Annotated in this window: 21 protein-coding genes and 1 pseudogene; 16 read left to right on the top strand and 6 right to left on the bottom strand. The window is 69.2% G+C overall.

Annotated features, from left to right (window positions below; all coding sequences use genetic code 11):
- The 4 genes from AB0K28_RS51105 to AB0K28_RS51090 form a co-directional block, all read left to right on the top strand.
- On the top strand, positions 1–604 hold a 604-nt coding region (locus AB0K28_RS51105), incomplete at its 5' end, for a substrate-binding domain-containing protein (protein ID WP_364385794.1).
- A gap of 319 nt (positions 605–923) precedes the next feature.
- Complete coding sequence (locus AB0K28_RS51100) at positions 924–1,631, top strand: MBL fold metallo-hydrolase (protein WP_364385791.1); 708 nt, start codon at positions 924–926, stop codon at positions 1,629–1,631.
- A 130-nt stretch (positions 1,632–1,761) separates the two neighbouring features.
- Complete coding sequence (locus AB0K28_RS51095) at positions 1,762–2,319, top strand: extracellular solute-binding protein (RefSeq protein ID WP_364385788.1); 558 nt, start codon at positions 1,762–1,764, stop codon at positions 2,317–2,319.
- Between the two features lie 35 nt (positions 2,320–2,354).
- Positions 2,355–2,768 carry a tyrosine-protein phosphatase gene (locus tag AB0K28_RS51090; RefSeq protein ID WP_364385785.1) on the top strand — a complete coding sequence of 138 codons (414 nt, stop codon included), beginning with the start codon at positions 2,355–2,357 and terminating at the stop codon, positions 2,766–2,768.
- Between the two features lie 174 nt (positions 2,769–2,942).
- Here AB0K28_RS51090 and AB0K28_RS51085 read toward each other — a convergent pair whose 3' ends face one another.
- Entirely contained in the window at positions 2,943–4,400 is a 1,458-nt protein-coding gene (locus AB0K28_RS51085) for an arabinofuranosidase catalytic domain-containing protein (protein ID WP_364385782.1), read from the bottom strand.
- A 563-nt stretch (positions 4,401–4,963) separates the two neighbouring features.
- Between AB0K28_RS51085 and AB0K28_RS51080 the strand changes: the two genes are divergently transcribed.
- The 6 genes from AB0K28_RS51080 to AB0K28_RS51055 all read left to right on the top strand — a co-directional run bounded on the left by AB0K28_RS51080 (position 4,964) and on the right by AB0K28_RS51055 (position 10,068).
- Positions 4,964–5,767 carry an alpha/beta fold hydrolase gene (locus AB0K28_RS51080; protein ID WP_364385779.1) on the top strand — a complete coding sequence of 268 codons (804 nt, stop codon included), beginning with the start codon at positions 4,964–4,966 and terminating at the stop codon, positions 5,765–5,767.
- A gap of 4 nt (positions 5,768–5,771) precedes the next feature.
- Positions 5,772–6,542 carry a MerR family transcriptional regulator gene (locus AB0K28_RS51075; protein ID WP_364385776.1) on the top strand — a complete coding sequence of 257 codons (771 nt, stop codon included), beginning with the start codon at positions 5,772–5,774 and terminating at the stop codon, positions 6,540–6,542.
- Between the two features lie 30 nt (positions 6,543–6,572).
- Positions 6,573–7,247: a tyrosine-protein phosphatase gene (locus tag AB0K28_RS51070; protein ID WP_364385774.1), complete on the top strand. Its 675-nt coding sequence runs from the start codon at positions 6,573–6,575 to the stop codon at positions 7,245–7,247.
- A gap of 299 nt (positions 7,248–7,546) precedes the next feature.
- Positions 7,547–8,650, top strand: a complete 1,104-nt coding sequence (locus AB0K28_RS51065) for a histidine kinase (RefSeq protein WP_364385771.1) — start codon at positions 7,547–7,549, stop codon at positions 8,648–8,650.
- Positions 8,647–9,318: a response regulator transcription factor gene (locus AB0K28_RS51060; RefSeq protein ID WP_364385768.1), complete on the top strand. Its 672-nt coding sequence runs from the start codon at positions 8,647–8,649 to the stop codon at positions 9,316–9,318. The genes AB0K28_RS51065 and AB0K28_RS51060 overlap by 4 nt, the downstream gene beginning before the upstream one ends.
- Before the next feature lie 42 nt (positions 9,319–9,360).
- Positions 9,361–10,068, top strand: coding sequence for an FkbM family methyltransferase (locus AB0K28_RS51055; RefSeq protein ID WP_364385765.1), 708 nt, complete (start codon positions 9,361–9,363; stop codon positions 10,066–10,068).
- A 17-nt stretch (positions 10,069–10,085) separates the two neighbouring features.
- Here the strand turns inward: AB0K28_RS51055 and AB0K28_RS51050 are convergent, their stop codons facing one another.
- On the bottom strand, positions 10,086–10,229 hold the full coding sequence (locus tag AB0K28_RS51050; protein ID WP_364385762.1) for a hypothetical protein: 144 nt from the start codon (positions 10,227–10,229) through the stop codon (positions 10,086–10,088).
- Between the two features lie 200 nt (positions 10,230–10,429).
- Here AB0K28_RS51050 and AB0K28_RS51045 point away from each other — a divergent pair, with 200 nt between their 5' ends.
- Both AB0K28_RS51045 and AB0K28_RS51040 read left to right on the top strand, forming a co-directional pair.
- Positions 10,430–10,909, top strand: coding sequence for a hypothetical protein (locus tag AB0K28_RS51045; protein ID WP_364385759.1), 480 nt, complete (start codon positions 10,430–10,432; stop codon positions 10,907–10,909).
- 277 nt (positions 10,910–11,186) lie between these two features.
- Positions 11,187–11,678, top strand: a complete 492-nt coding sequence (locus tag AB0K28_RS51040) for a hypothetical protein (RefSeq protein ID WP_364385757.1) — start codon at positions 11,187–11,189, stop codon at positions 11,676–11,678.
- 468 nt (positions 11,679–12,146) lie between these two features.
- On the opposite strand, the gene AB0K28_RS51035 is transcribed toward AB0K28_RS51040, so the two are convergent.
- On the bottom strand, positions 12,147–12,362 hold the full coding sequence (locus AB0K28_RS51035; protein WP_364385754.1) for a hypothetical protein: 216 nt from the start codon (positions 12,360–12,362) through the stop codon (positions 12,147–12,149).
- A 20-nt stretch (positions 12,363–12,382) separates the two neighbouring features.
- Here AB0K28_RS51035 and AB0K28_RS51030 point away from each other — a divergent pair, with 20 nt between their 5' ends.
- Entirely contained in the window at positions 12,383–12,736 is a 354-nt protein-coding gene (locus AB0K28_RS51030) for a GntR family transcriptional regulator (RefSeq protein WP_364385751.1), read from the top strand.
- A complete protein-coding gene (locus tag AB0K28_RS51025; RefSeq protein WP_364385748.1) occupies positions 12,733–13,719 on the top strand; it encodes a hypothetical protein in 987 nt (328 codons plus the stop codon). Before AB0K28_RS51030 ends, AB0K28_RS51025 begins: the two co-directional genes overlap by 4 nt.
- Positions 13,720–14,025: 306 nt before the next feature.
- On the opposite strand, the gene AB0K28_RS51020 is transcribed toward AB0K28_RS51025, so the two are convergent.
- On the bottom strand, positions 14,026–14,670 hold the full coding sequence (locus tag AB0K28_RS51020) for a dihydrofolate reductase family protein (protein ID WP_364385745.1): 645 nt from the start codon (positions 14,668–14,670) through the stop codon (positions 14,026–14,028).
- Positions 14,667–14,984, bottom strand: a complete 318-nt coding sequence (locus AB0K28_RS51015) for a hypothetical protein (RefSeq protein WP_364385743.1) — start codon at positions 14,982–14,984, stop codon at positions 14,667–14,669. Before AB0K28_RS51015 ends, AB0K28_RS51020 begins: the two co-directional genes overlap by 4 nt.
- A gap of 325 nt (positions 14,985–15,309) precedes the next feature.
- Between AB0K28_RS51015 and AB0K28_RS51010 the strand changes: the two are divergent.
- Positions 15,310–16,020: pseudogene (locus AB0K28_RS51010) on the top strand (IS256 family transposase); the annotation flags it as partial.
- A gap of 311 nt (positions 16,021–16,331) precedes the next feature.
- Here AB0K28_RS51010 and AB0K28_RS51005 read toward each other — a convergent pair.
- A complete protein-coding gene (locus AB0K28_RS51005; RefSeq protein WP_364385740.1) occupies positions 16,332–18,878 on the bottom strand; it encodes an ATP-binding protein in 2,547 nt (848 codons plus the stop codon).
- Positions 18,879–19,157: 279 nt separating this feature from the next.
- On the opposite strand from AB0K28_RS51005, the gene AB0K28_RS51000 reads away from it, so the two are divergent.
- Positions 19,158–19,846, top strand: a 689-nt coding sequence (locus tag AB0K28_RS51000) for a M23 family metallopeptidase (RefSeq protein ID WP_364385737.1), incomplete at its 3' end; no start/stop codon positions are given.

Below are 19,846 nucleotides of genomic sequence, written 5' to 3'. Positions count from 1 at the left end.
GACGCTCGTGGCCGCCGACAACGCCGCCGGGGTCGCCGCGGCGGTCGCCCACCTGCGCGGGCACGGGCACGACCGGGTCGACTTCCTGGCCGGCCTCACCGACGAGGGTCCCGTGGGCGACCGCGTCGCGGCCTGGCGAGCGACCGGCGTGCCGGGTGAGTTGCTGCGTTCCGAGTACGGCCGGGCCGCCGCCGCCCGTCTCGTGGCCGGGCTGGAGGCCGCGCCTCGGGCGCTGGTCGCGGCGACCGACGAACAGGCCGTCGGCGTGCTCGCCGGCTGCGGCGCTGTGGGCGTCGAGGTGCCTGGCAGGCTCGCCCTGATCAGCTGCGACGGCAGCTCGGAGAGCGGGTTCACCGTGCCGCCGCTCACCACGGTGGAACAGCCGCTCGCCGAGATGGCCCGCCGGGCCGTGCGCCACCTGCTCGGCGAGCCCGCGCCTGGCACCCCTCCGACGGCCACGCTCGCGATCCGGCGGAGCTGCGGCTGTCCCCACCCGGGTTTCTCCGGGGCCGAGGCGATGGACACCGAGGTCGAGGCGGCGCCCCCGGTGGCCGAGCGCGATGCCGGTCCACGCGGAGCCGAACCGGACGGGCGGCGCAGGTAGTCACCTCGTCGTCCAGCGCGGACCGCCGGGCGCCATGCCCGCTTGACAGCCCACGTGCGCGGCCGCCATCGTTGCACTCGATCTAAACGTTTAGAAAGCCCGGAGCCCCGATGAAACCGAGCGTCTGACGACGCTGTGGCGCTGCCGCCCGCCGCGCGCCACGACACTCGGCAACACACGATTGAGCGTCAACCGTCCCCGGGCGCTCGCCGCCCCATCGACTACGCGCGGCGTCACGAACCGCGGGCGCACCGCTGCGGTCAAGACCCAGGCCATGACGGCCGCCTGCCAAGACCCGTTCCAACCTGAAAGAAGCCCCATGCAAATCGCACCCCATCTGCACCGCCTGGGTAACGATCTCGTGGCCTGCTACCTCGTCGACACCCCCGAGGGCATCACGCTCATCGACGCGGGACTGCCCGGCCACTGGCGGGATCTGCAGCGCGAACTCCGCTCCCTGGGCAAGTCCGTCGACGACATCCGCGGACTCGTACTGACCCACGGAGACTCCGACCACATCGGCTTCGCCGAGCGCCTGCGAAGCGCACACGGCGTACCGGTGTTCGTGCATGCCGCCGACGCCGTCCGCACCCGTACGGGAGACAAGCCCAAGGTCGCGTTCGGCCCCATGCGTCTCGGCCCGACGCTCGGATTCTTCGGTTACTCCCTCCGCAAGAACGGTCTGCGCCCCCGCTACGTCGGCGACGTCACCGAGATCGGCGATGGCGACGTCCTGGATCTGCCGGGCAATCCGGTGATCGTGGGCATGCCGGGGCACTCTCCGGGAAGCGTGGCGGTGCACGTCCCGCTCGCCGACGCGGTCTTCGTCGGCGACGCCCTCACCACGCGGCACGTCCTCACCGGGCGCGAAGGCCCCCAGCCCGCACCCTTCACCGACGACCCAGCCGAAGCACTCTCCTCCCTCGACCGGATCGCCGGGCTGCCGGCATCCTGGGTGCTCCCCGGCCATGGCGCCCCCTGGCGCACCTCACCCTCGCAGGTGAGCAAGGCGGTCCGAAACGGCTGAGCAGTAGGGCGTCGGCTCACGGTCTGGGACCTCGCCACAGGGAAGCACGTCAGCAAGACGACCTCCGCAACTCCCAAGCCCGCGGTCGGCCATGGGCCTGGCAAGATCGCCTTTCGCGAACGGCAGCCGCTTGACGGTCCTGCAAGAGGGGCGGCCCGACATCGTGCGCACCATGGTGGCGAACAGCGGCGCCGTCGACAGGCTGGCCTTCAGCGCCGACGGCCGGTACGTGGCGGCCGGCAGCACCATCTGGGACCTGACCGACCCCCGGGACATGCCCGTCGGCGTCGCCCTCATGCCCGAGGGCCCGGCCGGCCGCGCGGTCAACCTCAACGGGCTCGCCGAGGCCGTCTACGCCAAGAGCAAGCACCCCGAGGAGGCCATGAAGCTGGCCGCCTGGCTCGGCACCGAGCAGCCGCAGAAGATGATGGCCGACGGCGGCTACGTCTTCCCCGCCATCACCGGCCTGGCGCAGGGCTACGTCGACTACTGGAAGGCGAAGAAGCTCGACGTCTCGCCGTTCCTGGAGGAGTCGGAGGGCACCACGTTCCCGGTGCCGATCATCACCCGCTTCACCGGCTTCGAGACCAAGCTGAACCAGATCTTCAACGAGATGTACCTCGGCAAGCTCAGCCCGCAGCAGGCCGCCGACCAGGCCGTGTCCGAGGGCAACGCCTCCATCAAGTAAGGAAGATCGCCCACGCGCCGCCAGGCGCCGCCCTGGTGCACTGCCACTCCGGCAAGGACAGGACCGGCCTGGCCAGCGCGCTGACGCTCACCCTGGCGGGGGTGGCGTCGGCCGACGTAGCCGAGGACTACGCCGAGACGGCCGCCCGCATGAGCCTCGACGCCCAGCTGGCCGCCCTGCCCGGCGAGGCGGAGCGGGCCAGGTCCCGCCGGCTGTTCGCCGAGGTCGGCGCCGGCACGATGCTCGCCACCCTCGTCCACCTGGACGACCGGTACGGTGGCGCCGCCTTGTACCTGCGGGAGGGCGGCCTGCCCCCCCGCGGACCTGGCCCTGCTCCGAACCCTGACCACCGACCCCTGACGCCGGCTCTGGCCTGCAGCTCCTCTGTCCGGCTCTGGTCTGCTCGTCTTCGTCATCCGTGCACGACGAACGCCCCCAGTCGCACGTGAATCGCCCCGGATCCGGTGGAGACTTCGGTGTGCTCCGAGTTCATGCCATCAGCGCGCGGGATGCACTCTCAGATGCGCTCCGTCGGGTTCGGCGCGATGCATCCAGGTGTCCGGACCCCGAACCAGGCCGTTTCACCCGATCGCCCTCATGCGCACCGAACCCGCCGGCCGGAATCAGCTACGCAGGGTCCACCGCTGGTTGGCCTGTCCGTTGCAGGACCACAGGATGAGTTTCGTGCCGTTGGCGGTGCCCTGCTCGAAGGCGTCGAGGCACAGCCCGGACTGCACGCCGGTGATGGTGCCGTTGCTGTTCACGTTCCACTGCTGGTTGGTCTGGCCGTTGCAGTCCCAGATGATCACTTGAGTGCCGTTGGCGGTGCCATGCCCGTAGGCGTCCAGGCACTTGTTGCCGTATACCTGCACCTGCTTGCCCGAGGTGTAGGTCCAGCGCTGCATGGTGCCGCCCCAGCATTCCCACAGCTGCACCTGGGTGCCGTTGGCGGTGCTGCCGTTCGGCACGTCGACGCACCGGCCGGACTGGTCGCCCAGGATCTGGACATTCTGCTGCGGGTCGCCGCCGCCCGCCGGCGCGTAGCCGGCGGCGGCGATGTTGGCCTGTACGGCGTTCTCGGTGGCCTCCGTCGGGTAGCCGGACGTCAACACGCCCTCGAAGAAGGTGCCCCGGCCGGTGACGCTGTTGTCGCCGCCGATGCCGAGCAGGATGGCGCCTTCCTTCTTCATCGGGTGGTAGCCGTTGGGGCGCCGTCCGTCGAAATAGGTCGTCAGGCCGCCCGACTGCGCGTTGCCGCCCCGGATCGCCCAGTGGTTCGGCTCGCCCTTGACCATGGCCGTGACGAAACGGTGGTTGATCGACGGGATGTTGTTGAAGCCCGCGTTCACTCCCGAGAACAGTCCCCACTCCAGGTCGGCCATGATCCAGGGGCCGGGTCCGGCCCCGTACCCCCACTGCTTACTGGCGCCGAAGTAGACGGTCTCCATGATGGCGGGGGAGTCGGCTATGCCATCCGTCTGCGCGTTGCCGTAGTCGAAGCAGCACCACTGGTTGTAGTGCGTGCCGTCGACGACGGCGTAGATGCCCTCGGGCTCGTCGCCCTTGGCGACGCCGTTGGTGTTGTTGTTGCGGTAGCCGGTGCCGGGCTCCACGCGGACACCGTACGCCTTCTGCCCGCCGATGGTGATCGGGGCCGCCTTCGCGTCGGCGAGATTGTCCCATCCGCCCGGAGCGGGGCCCTTCCAGTAGCCGGGCGGCGCCTGGGTGAGGCGGTTGTTGCGGCCGGACTGGTCATAGATGACGGTGATGAGGCAGGTCGTGTCGGCGCAGAACGAGTCCTGGGTGGCGGCGTTGACGACTCCGCCGGGGCTGAGGACGCCTATGTCGCGCGTGGTGTTGTCCGACGCGCGCCTGACCTGGTATAGCGGGCCGTTGTAGGCGCCGTACAGAGCACGGGTCGTGCTGTGCGCCGCCACGCACGGCGTCCCGCCCGCGGCGTAGATGTCACACGGCTGCGACGTCGCCGCCTGGGCCGCTGTGCCACCGCTCACCAGGCAGGCGGTGGCGAGCAACGCGCTCGCCCCGGCCGCGAGCGCCTTTTTCAGGCTCCCGAAAAGCATGATGCATTCCTTTCTCAATCGAATGCGGAGCGGATGGTGCCGGCACGGCAGGTAAAGGCGTGATGTTAGCGCTAACATTTCATTGTTTCTCCGACACCGATTCGCGGGTGACGGTGATGTCGAGTCAATTCAAGGGAGGCCCGGACGTCAAGAACGTGGATCACGTCTTTTCGGCGGCCCCCGGTGCCGTCCGGCGCGCCGCCTGGGCTCTTACCATGACACGTTCGCACCGCTGCGATGAGATGTCGTGAAACTTTCATCTCCGCGTCCGCCGGGTGGTGAGCCGTCGCCCGCCTCGCCGAGCTGTCAGCTCGCTGTTGCGGCGTCTGAAAACCCCCAGATCGTGCGCCAGGTCGGTCACCTTACGCCCGCCTCGAGCAGATCCAGCACCTTGCGCCGAAACCCCGGCGGATAGCCCCGCCGTCCCATGCCACTTTCCTCTCATCAAGTGGGCCGATGCGGCGATGCAGGTCAATGCCTCCATCGAGGCCACCGGAACTCGACCCGGCGGCCTCGCGGGCCCGGCTTGACCTTGACCCAAGGTCAAGCCGGATGCTGACCGCATGACGCATTCACAGGCTTCCTCATGGGCCGGCATGGTGGCCGTCGACGACACGACCCTGGCGGTCACCGATACCCGCGGCCCCGGTCAAACCGTCGTGTATCTCAACGGCTCCTATGCGAGCCAGCGCTCCTGGCGGCGGGTGATCGCCGAACTCGGCCACCGGTGGCGACACCTCACCTACGACGAGCGCGCCCGCGGCAAGTCGAAGCGGTCGGCCGACTACTCCTTCGAGGGCTGTCTGCGCGACGTCGACGCGGTCATCGAGGCGACCGGGGTGGAGCGGCCGCTGCTGGTCGGCTGGTCCTATGGCGCGGCGCTGGCGGTGCACTGGGCCGATCGCAACCCCGGCCGGATCGCCGGCGTGGTCTCGGTCGACGGCGCGGTCCCCTGGGGGCTGACCGGCGAGGAGAACCGGGAGCGGATCCGGCGCGCGTTTCGCAACATGCGGCTGGGGCTGCCGCTCGCGCGCCCCTTCGGCCTGGCCGCCTCGATGAGTGCCGCTCAGCACGCCCAGGTCAACATCGAGATCAACGAGGTCTGCGCCGCCCTCGAACCCGTTCTGGACCGGCTGTCCTGCCCGGTGCGCTATATCCTGGCCTCCGGAGCCAACCTCGGCGGCGGCGCGGAGGAGATGGAGCAGATGCGCGCCTCCCTCGATCCGGTGCTCCACCGCAACCCCAACCTGCGGGTCAGCGCCAAAGTCGAGAGCAACCACACCCAGATCCTGCGCAAGGACTTCCGAGCGATCGCCGCCGCGGTGCGGGAGACCGCCGCCGCCGCGCAGGCGCGAAAGGATCGCTGAGCCCATGGCCGCAGGGGTGACCATCGGTCAGGCGGCCGCGTTCGCCGGCATCACGATCAAAACGGTGCGGCACTACCACAAGCTCGGGCTGGTGGAGGAGCCCGCGCGCGACAGCTCGGGGTACCGGCGCTACGGCTCGGCCGAGCTGCTGAGACTGGTGCAGGTCAAAACGCTCGCCGGCGCCGGGGTACCGCTGGCCGACATCGGCGCGCTGCTGGACTGCGACGCCGCGCCGTTCGCCGCGGCGCTCGCCGACGTCGAGCAGCACCTCACCGCCCGGATCGCCGCGCTGGCCGCACAAAGGGACATGCTCAACCGGCTCACCAGCGGCGACCGGACCTTGCTGCCCGACCGCGCCGTGGCGATGCTGGAGGCGATGCCGACCCTCGGCTTCACCCCGGAGGACGTACGCACCGCCCGGGAATCCTTCGTCCTGGCCAAGGCTCTGGTCCCCGAAAGCTTCGAGGACTACCTCGCCGCCATCGAACACGCGCTGCGCAACCCCCGATTCGTGGAGCTGACCAAGCGCAGCGCCGAAGTCATCGGCTGGCCACCGGATGATCCCCGCGTTGTGGAGCTGGCCGCCGACATGGCCGAGCACTACCTCGCCCACCCCGACCACCTCAGGATCGTGACCGGTCTGCAAGCCCATACCGAGACCGCGACCCGCTACCGGTTGATCGCCCACCACGGCGAAGACCGCGACTCCGCCGCGGCCCGCCTGGCCTCGCTCGTCGAAGCGAGGCTCCGCGCCGGCGGTATCGACATCCCCTGACCGGATCGAGGCTGAGACCGGCAGCAGTGGTTGGCAGAGAGCTCGTTCCCCGGGCCGCCGCAGCCCGGAGAACAAGCTCTCTCTGCCGCCCTGCGCGAGTGGGCCACCACCGTCGCCGCCGGGAAAGCCCCGGCCTCCTTCCCGGCGGTCCCGCCCATGTGGTGCACCTGGTACGGCCACTGGGACAAGGTCACCGACGCGGACGTGATCGAGAACCTGGAGCTGTCCGAGCGGCTCGGCCCCGGCGCGGACATGTTCCTCATCGACGACGGCTGGGAGGCGGAGATCGGCGACTGGCTGGAACCACGGCCGGCTTCGGCTCGCCGGCACGTCATAGTCGTCCCCGCGATCGTCCACGCGCCGCCAGGCGCCACCCTGGTGCACTGCCACTCCGGCAAGGACAGGACCGGCCTGGCCAGCGCGCTGACGCTCACCCTGGCGGGGGTGGCGTCGGCCGACGTAGCCGAGGACTACGCCGAGATGGCCGCCCGCATGAGCCTCGACGCCCAGCTGGCCGCCCTGCCCGGCGAGGCGGAGCGGGCCAGGTCCCGCCGGCTGTTCGCCGAGGTCGGCGCCGGCACGATGCTCGCCACCCTCGCCCACCTGGACGACCGGTACGGTGGCGCCGCCTTGTACCTGCGGGAGGGCGGCCTGCCCCCCGCGGACCTGGCCCTGCTCCGAACCCGCCTGACCACCGACCCCTGACACCACGGCCGCCTACCCACTGACAGTGATGACGGAGGGGAGCGCTGCTGCTCGTCCGTCATCGAGCGGTCCGGCTCGGCAGGCACTTCCGTTCATGTCCAGTGACTCCACGACGGTCTCGGACATCAAGCGCCTCTTCCTTGATCACCAGATCCGCCGTCAGCCTTACAGTCCTCCGGCCGCCGCCGGCAGGTCTCCGGGGCCGGATCATGATCACGTAGGGTTGTGGGGTGTTGAGCATCGTCTCCAGCGCTCATCGGGCTCGGGTACCCGCTTCCCCGACCGACCCGGAGAAGCCCATGGTGCCGCGACATCTGTACTTCGTCGCCGCGGGATTGGCAGCCCTGCTCAATGGATGGGCGTTCGCGGTCGTTCTCGGGGCGGGCGTTCCCGGGGTGCTGTTCGGGGCGTTGTACGGGCTGCCGGTGGTTGTGGCGTGGTACCGGCCGATGGTCGCGTGGGGGCTCATGCTGGGGCTGCTCCTCCTGGCGACGGCGCTCAGCGTCGCCGACTGGCGGCCCTGGCTCCTAAGTGAGTCGCTGACACAGGCGCCGGTGATGTTCACACTGGCGCTGGTATCCGCGCGGCGGGTCACGGCCGTGGCGTTCCTGACCACTCTGGCCGCGGGGGTGCTGTCAGTGCTTTGGCTACGGCCCGAGTCGCCGCACGTGGTGCCGGCCATGGTGAGCTGGAGCCTGGGGCTGCTGGCTGTGACGACGATCGGGCACGGCTACAGGATGCGGCGTCTGAGCACCCTGCGGGTCGCGGAGGAGTACGGCAAGCGGCGGCTGCTGGAGGAGCGCGCGCGCATCGCCCGTGAGCTGCACGATCTGGTGGCTCATCACATGTCCGTCATCGCGGTGCAGGCCTCGACGGCCCCGTATCGGATCAAGGGCGTGGTGTCAGCAGAGGTGCTGCGGGAGTTCCACGACATCAACGCCGCCGCGAGCACCTCGCTGAAAGAGCTGCGGCAACTCCTCGGCGTGCTGCGGGGCGACCGGGACGACCCGCTGACAGCTCCGCAACCGAACCTCGACGGGCTGACCGAACTGGTGGAGTCGGCGCGGCGGGCGGGCACGCCGGTCCACCTGGAGTTGCCGGAGCACGCTCCCGAGGTCGGCGCGGCCATGTCGCTCACGGTGTACCGGATCGTGCAGGAGGCGCTGAGCAACGTGATCAAGCACGCCAACGGCGCCGCGACAGCGGTGACGATCGCCCTGGACGGCCCGAAACTGGTGGTCGAGGTGGTCAACGAGGCGGGGGCGGAGTCGGCGCCCGGGGCCGGGTACGGGCTGGTGGGCATGCGTGAACGGGTGACGCTCGCGGGTGGTGAGCTGTTCGCGGGAAGGCTGGCCGACGGGCGCTTCGCCGTGCGGGCCGTACTGCCTCAGGGGGAGAAATGATCTCCGTTCTGGTCGCGGACGATCAAGCGATGGTCAGGGGAGGATTCGCGGCGCTGCTGTCGGCGCAACCCGACGTCGCGGTCGTCGGCGAGGCCGCGGACGGCCTGGAGGCGGTGGATGTGGCGCTCATGGATGTCCGCATGCCGCGTCTCGACGGGCTGGAGGCCACCCGGCGGTTGGTCCAGAACGTTCCCGGCACCAAGGTGGTGATCCTGACCACGTTCGACATCGACGACTACGTGTACACGGCGCTGCGCGCCGGGGCCAGCGGCTTTCTGCTGAAGGACGCGCCGCCGGCCGATCTGATCAGCGCGGTGCGTGTGGTGGCCGCGGGGGAGGCGTTGCTGGCGCCGTCGGTGACCCGGCGGCTCATCGAGGAGTTCACGAGCAGGCAGTCGATCGACCAGCGCGAGGCGTTGCGGCTGAACGTGCTCACGCCCCGCGAGCTCGACGTGCTCAGGCTCATCGCCGACGGCCAGTCCAACGCCGACATCGCGCAAAGCCTGACCATCGCGGAGGAGACCGTCAAGTCCCACGTGGGGCGGATCCTGGGCAAGCTCCACCTGCGCGATCGGGCGCAGGCCGTGGTGCTGGCCTACGAGAGCGGCCTGGTGGTGGCCGGGCGTCACTCCGCAGAGGCACGGCGGAGCAGGCGGTTGCGCTCCTGAGGGTGATTCGCGTGCGCCGATCTCACTCCTACCGTCCCCGGCATGATCAGATTGTCGACGGCGGCCGCAGTGGCCCGCACGCTTTCCCGGGAGTCCGAACTGCGCGGGTTGGCGCACCTTGTGGGGCGTGGCGACGTATGCCTGGATATCGGCGCCGCCTACGGGATGTACACCTTTCCCCTCGCCCGCCTGGTTCGGCACACCGGGCGGGTGCACAGCTTCGAGCCGCTGCGCCTGCCGTACCGAATCCTGGAATCGGCGCGGCAGGCCGTGGGCGCCCGCCACGTGATCACCACCAATGCCGCGCTCGGCCCCTCCAACGGGCGGCAGAGGCTCCGCTTGCCGTACCGGTTCGGGCTGCCCAACCACGGCTGGGCTCACCTGCAGGTGGGAGTGAAACGTCCGGATGATTCCGGGGGCAGGACCCTGGAGGTGCCCGTTTACACCATCGACCACATGTGCGAGACCCGCAGGATTCCGTGGGTGGACTTCATGAAGGTGGACGTGGAGGGGTTCGAGTCGGCGGTCCTGGAAGGCGGGCGCCGTACGATCGAGCGCCATCGACCCCATCTGCTGCTGGAGATCGAGGACCGTCATCTCGACAAGTACGGCATGAGCGCGACCGATGTGACCGAGCCGCTGCTGAGGATGGGATACCGCATGTACATCTGGCGGCGCGGCCGCTGGCAGCGGACTGACGCGATAGACCATCGGCGCCGCAACTACCTGTTCAGCAGCCGGCTTCCCTGAGCGATCCGCTGCGCGGACTACGCCGGAACTGACAGGTCGGCCATGTAGCTCTGGATGGCCCTCGTGGCCGCCCGCCGCTCCTCGGGTGGCGTCGACTGCTTGACCACCTCCACCGTGTGTTCCTGGAAGAACTCATGGTCGGCGTAGGGCACACCCAGCATCTCGCTCGACAGGCCGACCTGGCGGCGCGGGATCGGCGCCCATCAGATGGGAGCTGTGTCGGTGCTGCCGAACGAGCGGCGCCGGTTCCTGGTGCAGGTCGCTCGCCACTCGCCCGGACCTTTCCCCACGGAGCGTACAAGCTCAGATCGGTGCCCTTCGGTAAGTACTGCCGGATCAGCTTGTTGGTGCCGGCCCGTCGGTGCAGGCCAACCGCTACACCTACGCCAACGCCTCACCCCTGACCGGCGTCGACCCCACCGGCCACTCCTCCGAGGCGATCCTGCCAGGCGACTCGCTCCGCGAGGCCGGCTCGGGTTGCGGAGGGTGCATCTCCAGCGCCCGCCTGCATCCAGTTGGCCACGTAAACGTCGGGCCCGTCCAGCGGCCTGTCGGCCGGCGGATCCGGTGCTCTTCCGGCCCCCGGAAAGAGAGCTACGAAACCGAATTGCGTAAGAAATGGGAAGGGGTACTCCGATATCGCAAGGAGATTGTCCACTATGTCACCAAGTGGGCTGTGGGAAAGCATTTCCTGGCCGCCGCGATCATCTATGAATTCCAAGCCTGGGAAGCGCAACCGATGGCACTCCGAGGAAAACTCGTGCCCGCCGGCGTCGCGCTCAAAATGTTCGGCGAGTTCTCAACCCCGCCTCCTCCATCGAGGCCGCGGCGCTCTATATGAGATACTTGCATTGCGAACATCACCGTGAAGGCCACCGCCGACGGCGGCGGATATCAAGAACGCGGTATCACCTGGGCGGAGACGGCCGTCGCCTACTGCGGTTGCTCGGGCGTCACCATGAGCGCCTCGACCCCTGAATTCGGCTGGAAGGATTTCGTCACCTGGATCGAGACGGGCAAGCTGTCCTTGTCGAGCGAGGCCGAGGCGAATCGCCGCTACAATGCCATGCACCAGGGCTGGGCCGACAAAGCCGCTGGAAAATATCGGGAGTGTGTCAATGACGACGAGTGCGTCCTGTGGCGGCCTTTCCAAGGTGATGTCGGCGGTCACGGCCGTGTGCCTCGCGCTCGTGACCGCCGGCTGCGCCGCACTCTTCCCGCCGGAGGAACTGAAGGTGGATCCCGCGGCCGTGAAGGAGGTCCGCGACATCGGCACGGTGTTCACCCGCACCATGGCCGATCCGATCTATGACAACACGATTCAGGTCGAAGACATCCTCATCATGGACGTCGGCGGATCGGGCGTCGACGAAGCGCTGGACATCGCGCGTGAACGGCTGGCGCAGCGCGGCTGGAAGGTCGTAGGCACCAGCGAGCGACTGCTGGTGATGGAGTCGGCCAAGTGGGAGGGGACGACCCTTCAGGCCGCTGGTGTCGACCGGTTCGAGTCGTACGGAGCTGAACGAGAGACCGAGATCCTCAAGGAGTTGGAGACCGATCCGGCCAAGGCGGACAAGTATCTGGTGGTGAGCCTGTCGCCTGCCAAGTGATGTGGAGGGTTGCGGTAGCGGCCTGCTCCGTGCGCGAGCCCCTACGTCACGGAGAACCGGGACCGGCCACGCCCGTGCCCGGTTCTCGGCCTTGAGCTCAGAACATTGCTCCTGAAGGCGCTTGGACGACGGCGCTTACGCTGCGCCGACGGCGCGGCCGACACGCACTCGGCCATTGACGACCCCTGGAGGGATCGCCACCCGAGCCGGACAGCCTACGTTGCTGCGCGAATTGCGCGGGGCCTGCACGACGCTCGACGGTGATGATCCCCTGCGTGCCCATGCCCTGTCGGCCGAGGCGCACCACGTCGCCGCATCCATGCTGCTTAAGCAGGAAGACCAAGGGCTGTCTGGCTGGAGGTCACCATCGGACTGCGACCGACGCCGCTCGTACGGCAGCGTTGCGCATGACTGCCATGATGGGCCGCCCGTCCCCTGACGACCTCTCCGTCTACGGATCGCTGCTGCTCAGAGGCGCCATCGCCGCCCGCCCACGGCGGTACGAAGCAGGTGATCACCGAGTTGCTCGATAAAGCCGCTGAAGCCGGCAGCAGGCTTGGGCAGGACGGCAACCACATGTGGACCGCGTTCGGCCTCGACAACGTGCTGTGTCATCGCACGCATATCGCACTCAGCCAGGGCGATGCCGGCACTGCGATCGAGACACCTTGCAAAAATCCTCATTGTTCTATCATGATTAGAACATGTTGTACCGCGTGGACCCGAGCAGCAGCACGCCGCTGAGCGATCAGATCGCCGGATGCGTCCGCCGCGGCATCGCCGACGGCTTGCTGTCCCCCGGAGACAGGCTGCCGGCCGGCCGCGAGCTGGCCTTGTCGCTGGGGGTCAACATGCACACCGTGCTGCGCGCCTACGCCGACCTGCGCGACGAAGGACTGATCGAACTACGCCCCGGGCGCGGTGCGACCGTCACCAGGACGAACCCGCGCGAGCTGGCACAGCTCATGCAGACCGTCCGGCAACTCGTCGCCGCAGCCCGCCGCGCGGGCCTGGGCCGGGAAGAACTGATGTCGCTGGTGGGGAAGGAGTTCACGTGATCGGTAAGGTCCGGTGGCTGACGGGTATGGTCGCTTTGCCCGCCGTGGTGCTGGGTGGTGCCACGCTGACGGTGCTGGCCTGGCGGGAACGACTGCCTGCCGACCTTCCCAACAAGGGCGGTGCAGATGGGCGGCCCATCGTCTCCACCGTCACGGTCGAGCAGCTGAGCGGCGTGCTGCTCGGCGTCCCGGCGATCCTGTGGCTGGCTGGGCTGGCGGGGTTCGTGCTGGCCGGCCGCGCACCGGCGTCACGCGCCCATTGGATACGGGCTTCCATCCAGGTAACGGTGAACACGATCGCCGTCGCGCTGGCCGTGCCCCTGCTGGTCATCCTGCACGCGGCACTGGACGCCCCCACCGCCGCCCAGGCGGACACGCCCTCGGGAGCGGCGATGGGGGTGCTCGTCCCGCTGGCCGCGCTCGCCGGTGCTGTCGTCGCCTTCCTCCTGGCCGGTCGTCGCACCCCCGCAGGCCGCGCGACCGAAGCCCCTGACCCCGGCGCCCCCCGGCTGGACCTGAACGGCCAGGAGAGGGCCACCTGGCAGGAACGGCGCGTCATCCGGGCCGTCGACTGGGCAGTGGCCGCTCTGGTGCTGGCCGGTATGGCCATGACCGCCGTGCTGGTCCTGTCCGTGGGCTCTCCCGGATGGGCGGGGGCCACCGTCGTGATCGTCGCCGTGGCGTTCCTACCGATGCGTTCGTACCGGCTGACCATCGACGAGCGGACGGTGCGGGTCACGCTCGGCTTGATCAGCCGGGAGGTGGCCCTGAGCAGCGTACGCCGCGCCGACGCGACCGACGTTCAGGCGAGTCGGTGGCTGCTGGACGGAGCATTGCACGGTGCCGGAGCGGGCGTCGTGCTGCTGCCCGGCCCGGCACTGGCTCTGCGCCTGGCCGACGGCACCGACTTCCTGGCCTCCTGCCGCGACGCGCCCACCGCTGCCAGCTTGATCAACAGCATGCGTGACCATCAGGCCGCCTGACCATCCCGACGGCTCCCATGGTCGAGACTCCTGCGAAACCGGGCGTCGCGGCCGACGGTGACCAGCGAGACAGCGTTCCTGCTTGACTTCCAGCCGGTGATCCGCCGGTCCGCTGGAGCGGACCGGATTCACCACCGACCATGTGAGGGCCCGGTAGCCGCGCCTGGGGCCGCGATGCGGGTGCTCGCGCCGGTGACGGCCTGGTAAGTGCCCGGAACCCTGGGGCGTCCTGGTCTGAGGACGGGGCTGTGGGCCTTCGCCGCCCGCGAAGCTGCTGGGTCCAGGTGGGCCGGGCTCCTCCATGCTTCAGGTGGTGGCCCTCTCGTACTGCGGGCGGCCGGTGGTGCGGTAGGTCTGGATCGTCAGTCCTTTCGGGGTGGACTGCAAGCCGACCAGTTCGAGCCCTATGTCCGAGCCAGTGGCGGGGAAGAGTCGCGTGCCTTGGCCGACGACCACGGGATAGGTGAGCAGCACGATCTCGTCGACCAGCCGGTGGTCGAGCAGCCAGCGAATCAGCGTGCCGCTGCCCCACACGTGCACCTCACCGCCCGGCCCGGCTCTCAGCTCGCCGATGGCGCCCGCGACGTCACCGGACAGGACCGTCGTGTTCGCCCACTGCGGATCGGTGAGCGTGGTCGAGGCGACGTACTTGGGCCGCGTGTTCAGCGCCTCTCCGACGGGGTTTCCCGGGTCCATGCCCGATCCCCAGGAGCCGGCGAAGATCTCGTAGGTCCGCCGGCCGAACAGGAACGCGTCGGCGCGCTGGAAGGTCTGGCTGATGAACGTCGAGGCCTCGTCGTCGAGCAGTGGCGGGGCCCATCCGAAGCGCTCGAATCCGCCGCTGCCATCCTCGTCCGGCGCGCCGGCTTCGCGCCGGATCCCTGCATCGATCCGTCGATGTCCCTGCGTCACTCCGTCGACGGAGACGTTCGTGACGGTCGTCAGTTTCATGATCGCCAGTTCCCTTCGCGCTGGGGTCGTCGTTCGGTACGACCTGAGCGCGGCGCCGAAGTCATCGGTCGTGCACGGATCCCCCTCGCATCGACACCCAGCACCCGCACGTGTCCGACCGGCTGCTCAGGCAAAGCCCTGACGCGGCGCAGCAAGGTGTCGCGGCCCACTTGCAGACCGAGCGAAGCTGCCAGGCGAACGCCGGCCCGGCCCGCCAGCTCCATCCCTATCGATGCAAGTACCTGCTGCAGGGCGTCCGTGAAGCGCGCATGCGGCCGGGGCAGGCCCGGCACCTGCTCGGCGAACGTCTTCACCGGACACGTGACGCTCACACAGCGAAATCACCTGACCACCAACTCGATGATCACGCAGGCGCCACCCATCACGGCGTCCTTGAGCCGGCGCACGTACCTGCCGTGAACCCAAGCCGATACCCCGCCACAGCTCGTGCACGCAGCCCGCACCCCACTTACCCGAGCACGAATATTCACCATCCCGCCCTCGCGCTTGGCATCCTCCACGGTCAGCACCGTCAGGTGCGGGAGCAGAACGTCGATCCACTGCGCAAGACACAAAGATCATTACTCCTTCGTGGAACCCGTAACGAGACCCGAGGATCACGCAATCTGCGACAGAGCCAAGCTGCGCGAGGGCTAGGTCGCCAACCGCCCCATCTACGTCGCGTTGGCGGTGACGGTGGACGGGGAGCGCGACATTCTCGGGCTGTGGGCCGGCGACGGCGGCGAGGGCGCCAAGTTCTGGCTGCATGTGCTGACCGAGATCAAGAACCGCGGCTCGGGCGATGCGCTGATGGTGGTCTGCGACGGCCTCAAAGGACTGCCGCAAGCCATCGAGCAGACCTGGCCCCAGGCCGTGGTCCAAACGTGTGTCGTCCACCTGCTGCGCGCCTCGTTCCGATACGCGGCCCGCCGGCACTGGGACGCCATCGCCAAGGCGCTGAAGCCCGTCTACACCGCCCCGACCGAAGCAGCCGCGCTCGAGCGCTTCATGGAGTTCGCCGGGGTCTGGGGCGGCAAGTATCCGGCGATCGTAAAGCTGTGGGAGGACGCCTGGGCCGAGATCGTGCCCTTCCTGTCCTTCGACGCCGAGATCCGCCGGGTGATCTGCTCGACCAACGCCATCGAGTCCGTCAACGCCCGCATCCGGCGTACGGTCAAGGCCCGCGGCCACTTCCCGAACGAGCAGGCCGCGCTCAAGTGCGTCTACATGGTGATCATGAGCCTGGACCCGACCGGCAAGGGCCGCAAACGCTGGATCACCCGCTGGAAAGCCGCCCTGAACGCCTTCGCCATCACCTTCGAAGGCCGCCTGACCCCAACCACCCGCTAAACAAGTCACGCAGAGTTACACCGTCTACTGGACAGACCCGGCGATCCTAAGGCGACCCGCATAAAACGCGCAGTTGAACAATTCAATCTGATCGCTGTCTACCGGGCGGCCCACTGTCTCGCCGCATCATCTCCTCAGCGGCGCAAACCTGAGGGGTACGAGGGTCTGTCCAGTAGACCGTACAGTCCCGTATGGCGGGACGTCCTGACGGTGGAGCGGAGCAGCCCGGTGGCCAGAGCCTGAGCGCGCGGCCCGCATCGTCACCGGCGTGCGAGCCGATCATGGCATCTGAAGACGTGTCACATGGGAATTCATCTGATCTTGGGCCGCGTAGCGCTTTCGTCCATGCCCAGCCGCACCGCGAGTTCGGCCGCGACGGGCGCGTCCAGCACCCGGTAGAGCTCGTACGCGCGCATCAGCAGTTCCCGGGTATCCGGATCACCGCGCTGCTCGCTCGCGGCGGCGAGGGCCATCAGCGTGCGCGCCTGTAACGCGGGGACCTGCTCGTCGGTCCAGTAGCGCAGGGACCGGTGAAGGCGCTCGATGGCTCGTGGGTCACCGAGACGGGCTTCGACCTCGCCGAGGCTCAGCTCGGTGAGCGCCAGTCCCCAGCGGTGTCCCTTGTAACGGAACAGGTCGGCCGCGGCGGTCAGCGTCTCTTCGACCTCGTCCCACCGGTGGGGGTCACGCGCCAACGCCTCACCCAGCGTACGCAGGCTCTGCGCGGCACCGATCAGGTCCCCGACCTGCTCGAACGTCACGACGGCCGCCCGGGCGGCCTGCTCCGCCTGCCGGGGCCGATCGCACGCCAGCAGGGCTCCGGCGAGACCTCGCAGGGCGTACGCCTCCACCGACCGCGCGCCACACGAGCGGGCGATGTCCAGCGCGGCCTCCACGACCTCGACGGCCTCGGCCGTTTCACCCCGTTCTCGCAGCGTGAAGCCGAGCATCGTGAGCGCGAGGGACCTGGAGAGAGGGAGGCCGGCCCGTTCCAGCCCTTCGACGGCCGCCCGCAGCTCCGCCTCCGCCTCGTGGACGCGGCCGGTGATGGACAGCATGAGGCCGAGTTCCTTGCCGGCCAGGGCGACCCCGGCCACGTCGCCGATATCTCTCGCCAGCGCCTGTGCGGCGTACAGGGTCGAGATGGTGGTGTCGTGGTCGTCGTGCTCGACCAGGCAGCTGCCGAGCCCGCGCAGCATCGTCGCCTCACCCGAACGGTCACCGGCCCGCCGGCAGGCGTCCAGCGCCACGTTCATGGCCTGCTGCCAGTCGTCATAGTGCCCGCGCAGGTCGTAGAAGTCGGCGGTGCAGCCGGCCAGGCAGCGCGCGAGCACGGCCTGATCCGCCTCCGCGCAGGCCGGCACCAGCCCGCCCAGCGCCTCCCGTTCGGCTTCGAACCACTCGACAGGCTGGCCGGCGGCGACGGCGGCCACGCGCTGATCGGTGATGGCCGCCGGGTGATCCCTGTCATCGAGGTAGAGACGCGTACAGTCCAGGTGGTCCTGAGCCTGCCGGGCCAGGGCCAGCCATCCGGTGGCGGCACGGCTCAGCGCGGCCGTCCACTCCGCCTGGCCGATCTCGGCTTCGCGGCGCTCGCGCGCGTACAGCCGGATGATGTCGTGGAACCGGTATCGTGGCTGACCCGCCGGGTCGCAGCCGAGTGCCTCCAGCAGCCGCGCGTCGAGCAGCTCTTCGAGTACGGCGGCTCCCGCGGCCGGATCGACGCCCAGCAGGGCGGCCACCGGCCATCCAGGAAAGGACGGCACTCCCAGCTCGCCGAGCAGGGCGAACGCCCGGGCGGCGGCAGGTGTGAGCCGTTGGTGGGTGAGGTGCAGCCCGGATCGTACGGCCAGGTCGCCGTGGCGCAGCTCATCGAGCCGGCTGCGCTCGTCGGCCAGCCGCTCGTTGAAGGTTTCGACCGTCCAGTGCGGACGCGCGGCCAGCCGCGCTCCGGCGATCCGGACGGCCAGCGGCAGCCTGCCGCACAACGCGACCAGGTCTGCTGCCGCCGAGAGTTCGGCACGCACCCGGTCCTCACCGGCGACCAGGCAGAGCAGCTTGACAGCCGCCGGGCCGGGCAGCGGCCGCAGATCAATGGAGGTCACGCCGGGAAGGCCGGTCAGCGGCAACCGGCTGGTGACCACCACGGCGACGCGATCGGCCGGGAGCAGCGGTTCCACCTGGTGGTACCCGCCCGCGTCGTCGATGACGAGGAGCACTCGCTGTGCCGCCACCCGGTCCCGGAACAGCGCGGCGCGGGCATCGCTACCGGCGGGCAAGGCGGATCCGTCCACGCCCAGCGCCCGCAGCCACTGGGCGAGCACGTCGGCGGGGTCGGCGGGATCGGCGCCTGCGCCGCGCAGCGTCGCGTACAGATGTCCGTCAGGGAACCACGATGAGAACCGGTGGCCGGCGTGGACGGCCAGCGCTGTCTTGCCGACGCCTGGCGGTCCTGACAGCACCGCCAGCCTCGTGCCGTTGCCGTCAGGATCGAGGGCTGTCCGTAATCGGGCCAGTTCCCCGTCCCGCCCGACGAAGTCGGGAAGGTCTGCGGGCAGTTGCCGCCACTTCAGGTCGGAGGGGATCGTCGTTCCCTTGTCGTCGCGGCCCGGCCGGCCGGTGCGGTCGGCCCAGATCAGGGCGTGGCCGGCGGCGATGAACTCCTCCCGCTCCTCGCCGGTCAGGTCGAGCGCCGTCGCCAGCTGCTCCAATGACCTGGGGCGCGGGCGCCGGCCCCGCGCGCGTTCGAGCTCGGCGATCGAGCGGGAGCTGATGCCCGCGCGCTCCGCCAGCGCCTCCTGGGTGAGGCGGCGACTGAGCCGGTGGCGTCGAAGCAGCTCACTGAATGCGTTCCCCACGGCTGACGCCTTCCGTGATCGGCTGCGGAGTCTGCCAGCTTATGGCGTGCGCGACGTCATGCTCAACGTCCGGTGGAACGTCCGGCTGAACGTCATGGTCTCCCGATCTCGTGTCGGGTTTGATGAAGACCGCCGCCTCGCCAAGCCCGTCAAGCGCTCCGAATCTCCGCACCCGTGCCCGTGACGCCGTGTGTCCTGTCCTGTCCGCGGGCGAACTCCGAGTCCACATCTCTTCTCCGGTCGAAGACCGGCCGGTGTAGCCAACTTTGGAGGAGTTTCATGGTCGTGTCCGCCGTCTTACGCGTCGGCATCTCCGCCGCGCTCGTCGCCACGTTCGGTGTGTTCGTTACGGCGAGCCCCGCGATGGCCGCCCCCGCTCTGCAGTTGCCCTTCCCCTGCGGACAGAAGTGGCAGCTGGACACGTGGCAACACGCTCCTGCGCTCGACATGGTGAAGGAGCCCGACCAGCACGGCACTGACGGTGCCACGCTGATCGCGCCGGCCGCCGGGACAGTGAATCAGTCCTTCTACCACAGCAACGCCGGTAATGTGATCCAGATCGATCATGGTGGTGGCTACTACACCACGTACCTGCACCTGGGCTACCGGGCCGTCTCGGTCGGGGCAAGGGTGCAGATGGGGACCACGATCGGCAAGGTCGGCGCGACCGGGCCGACCTCCAACGGACATCCGCACCTTCACTTCGAGCTCGGATACGACCGCGACGGTAACGGGTCGGCGTCGTGGGGGTACGCGGGATCCGAACGGGTCAGGCCGACCTTCAACGGTGTCACCTACGGTACGGCGAATGGCCAGACCTGGAACAACGTCACCAGCCGCAACTGTGGCGCCACCGGTTTCCAGGCTCCGGCGATGATGCGTGATGACGGTGACGGCACGATGACCATCTACCGGTGGTCGTCCACCGGAACATCCTTCACCCGCGCTAGTGACTACACCTCTGGCGG

This window comes from Nonomuraea sp. NPDC049504 (genome assembly GCF_040676845.1).
Lineage (GTDB): Bacteria > Actinomycetota > Actinomycetes > Streptosporangiales > Streptosporangiaceae > Nonomuraea > Nonomuraea salmonea.
Note: the sequence above shows the minus strand (reverse complement) of the source record. Positions and strands in the feature narration are given on the sequence as shown.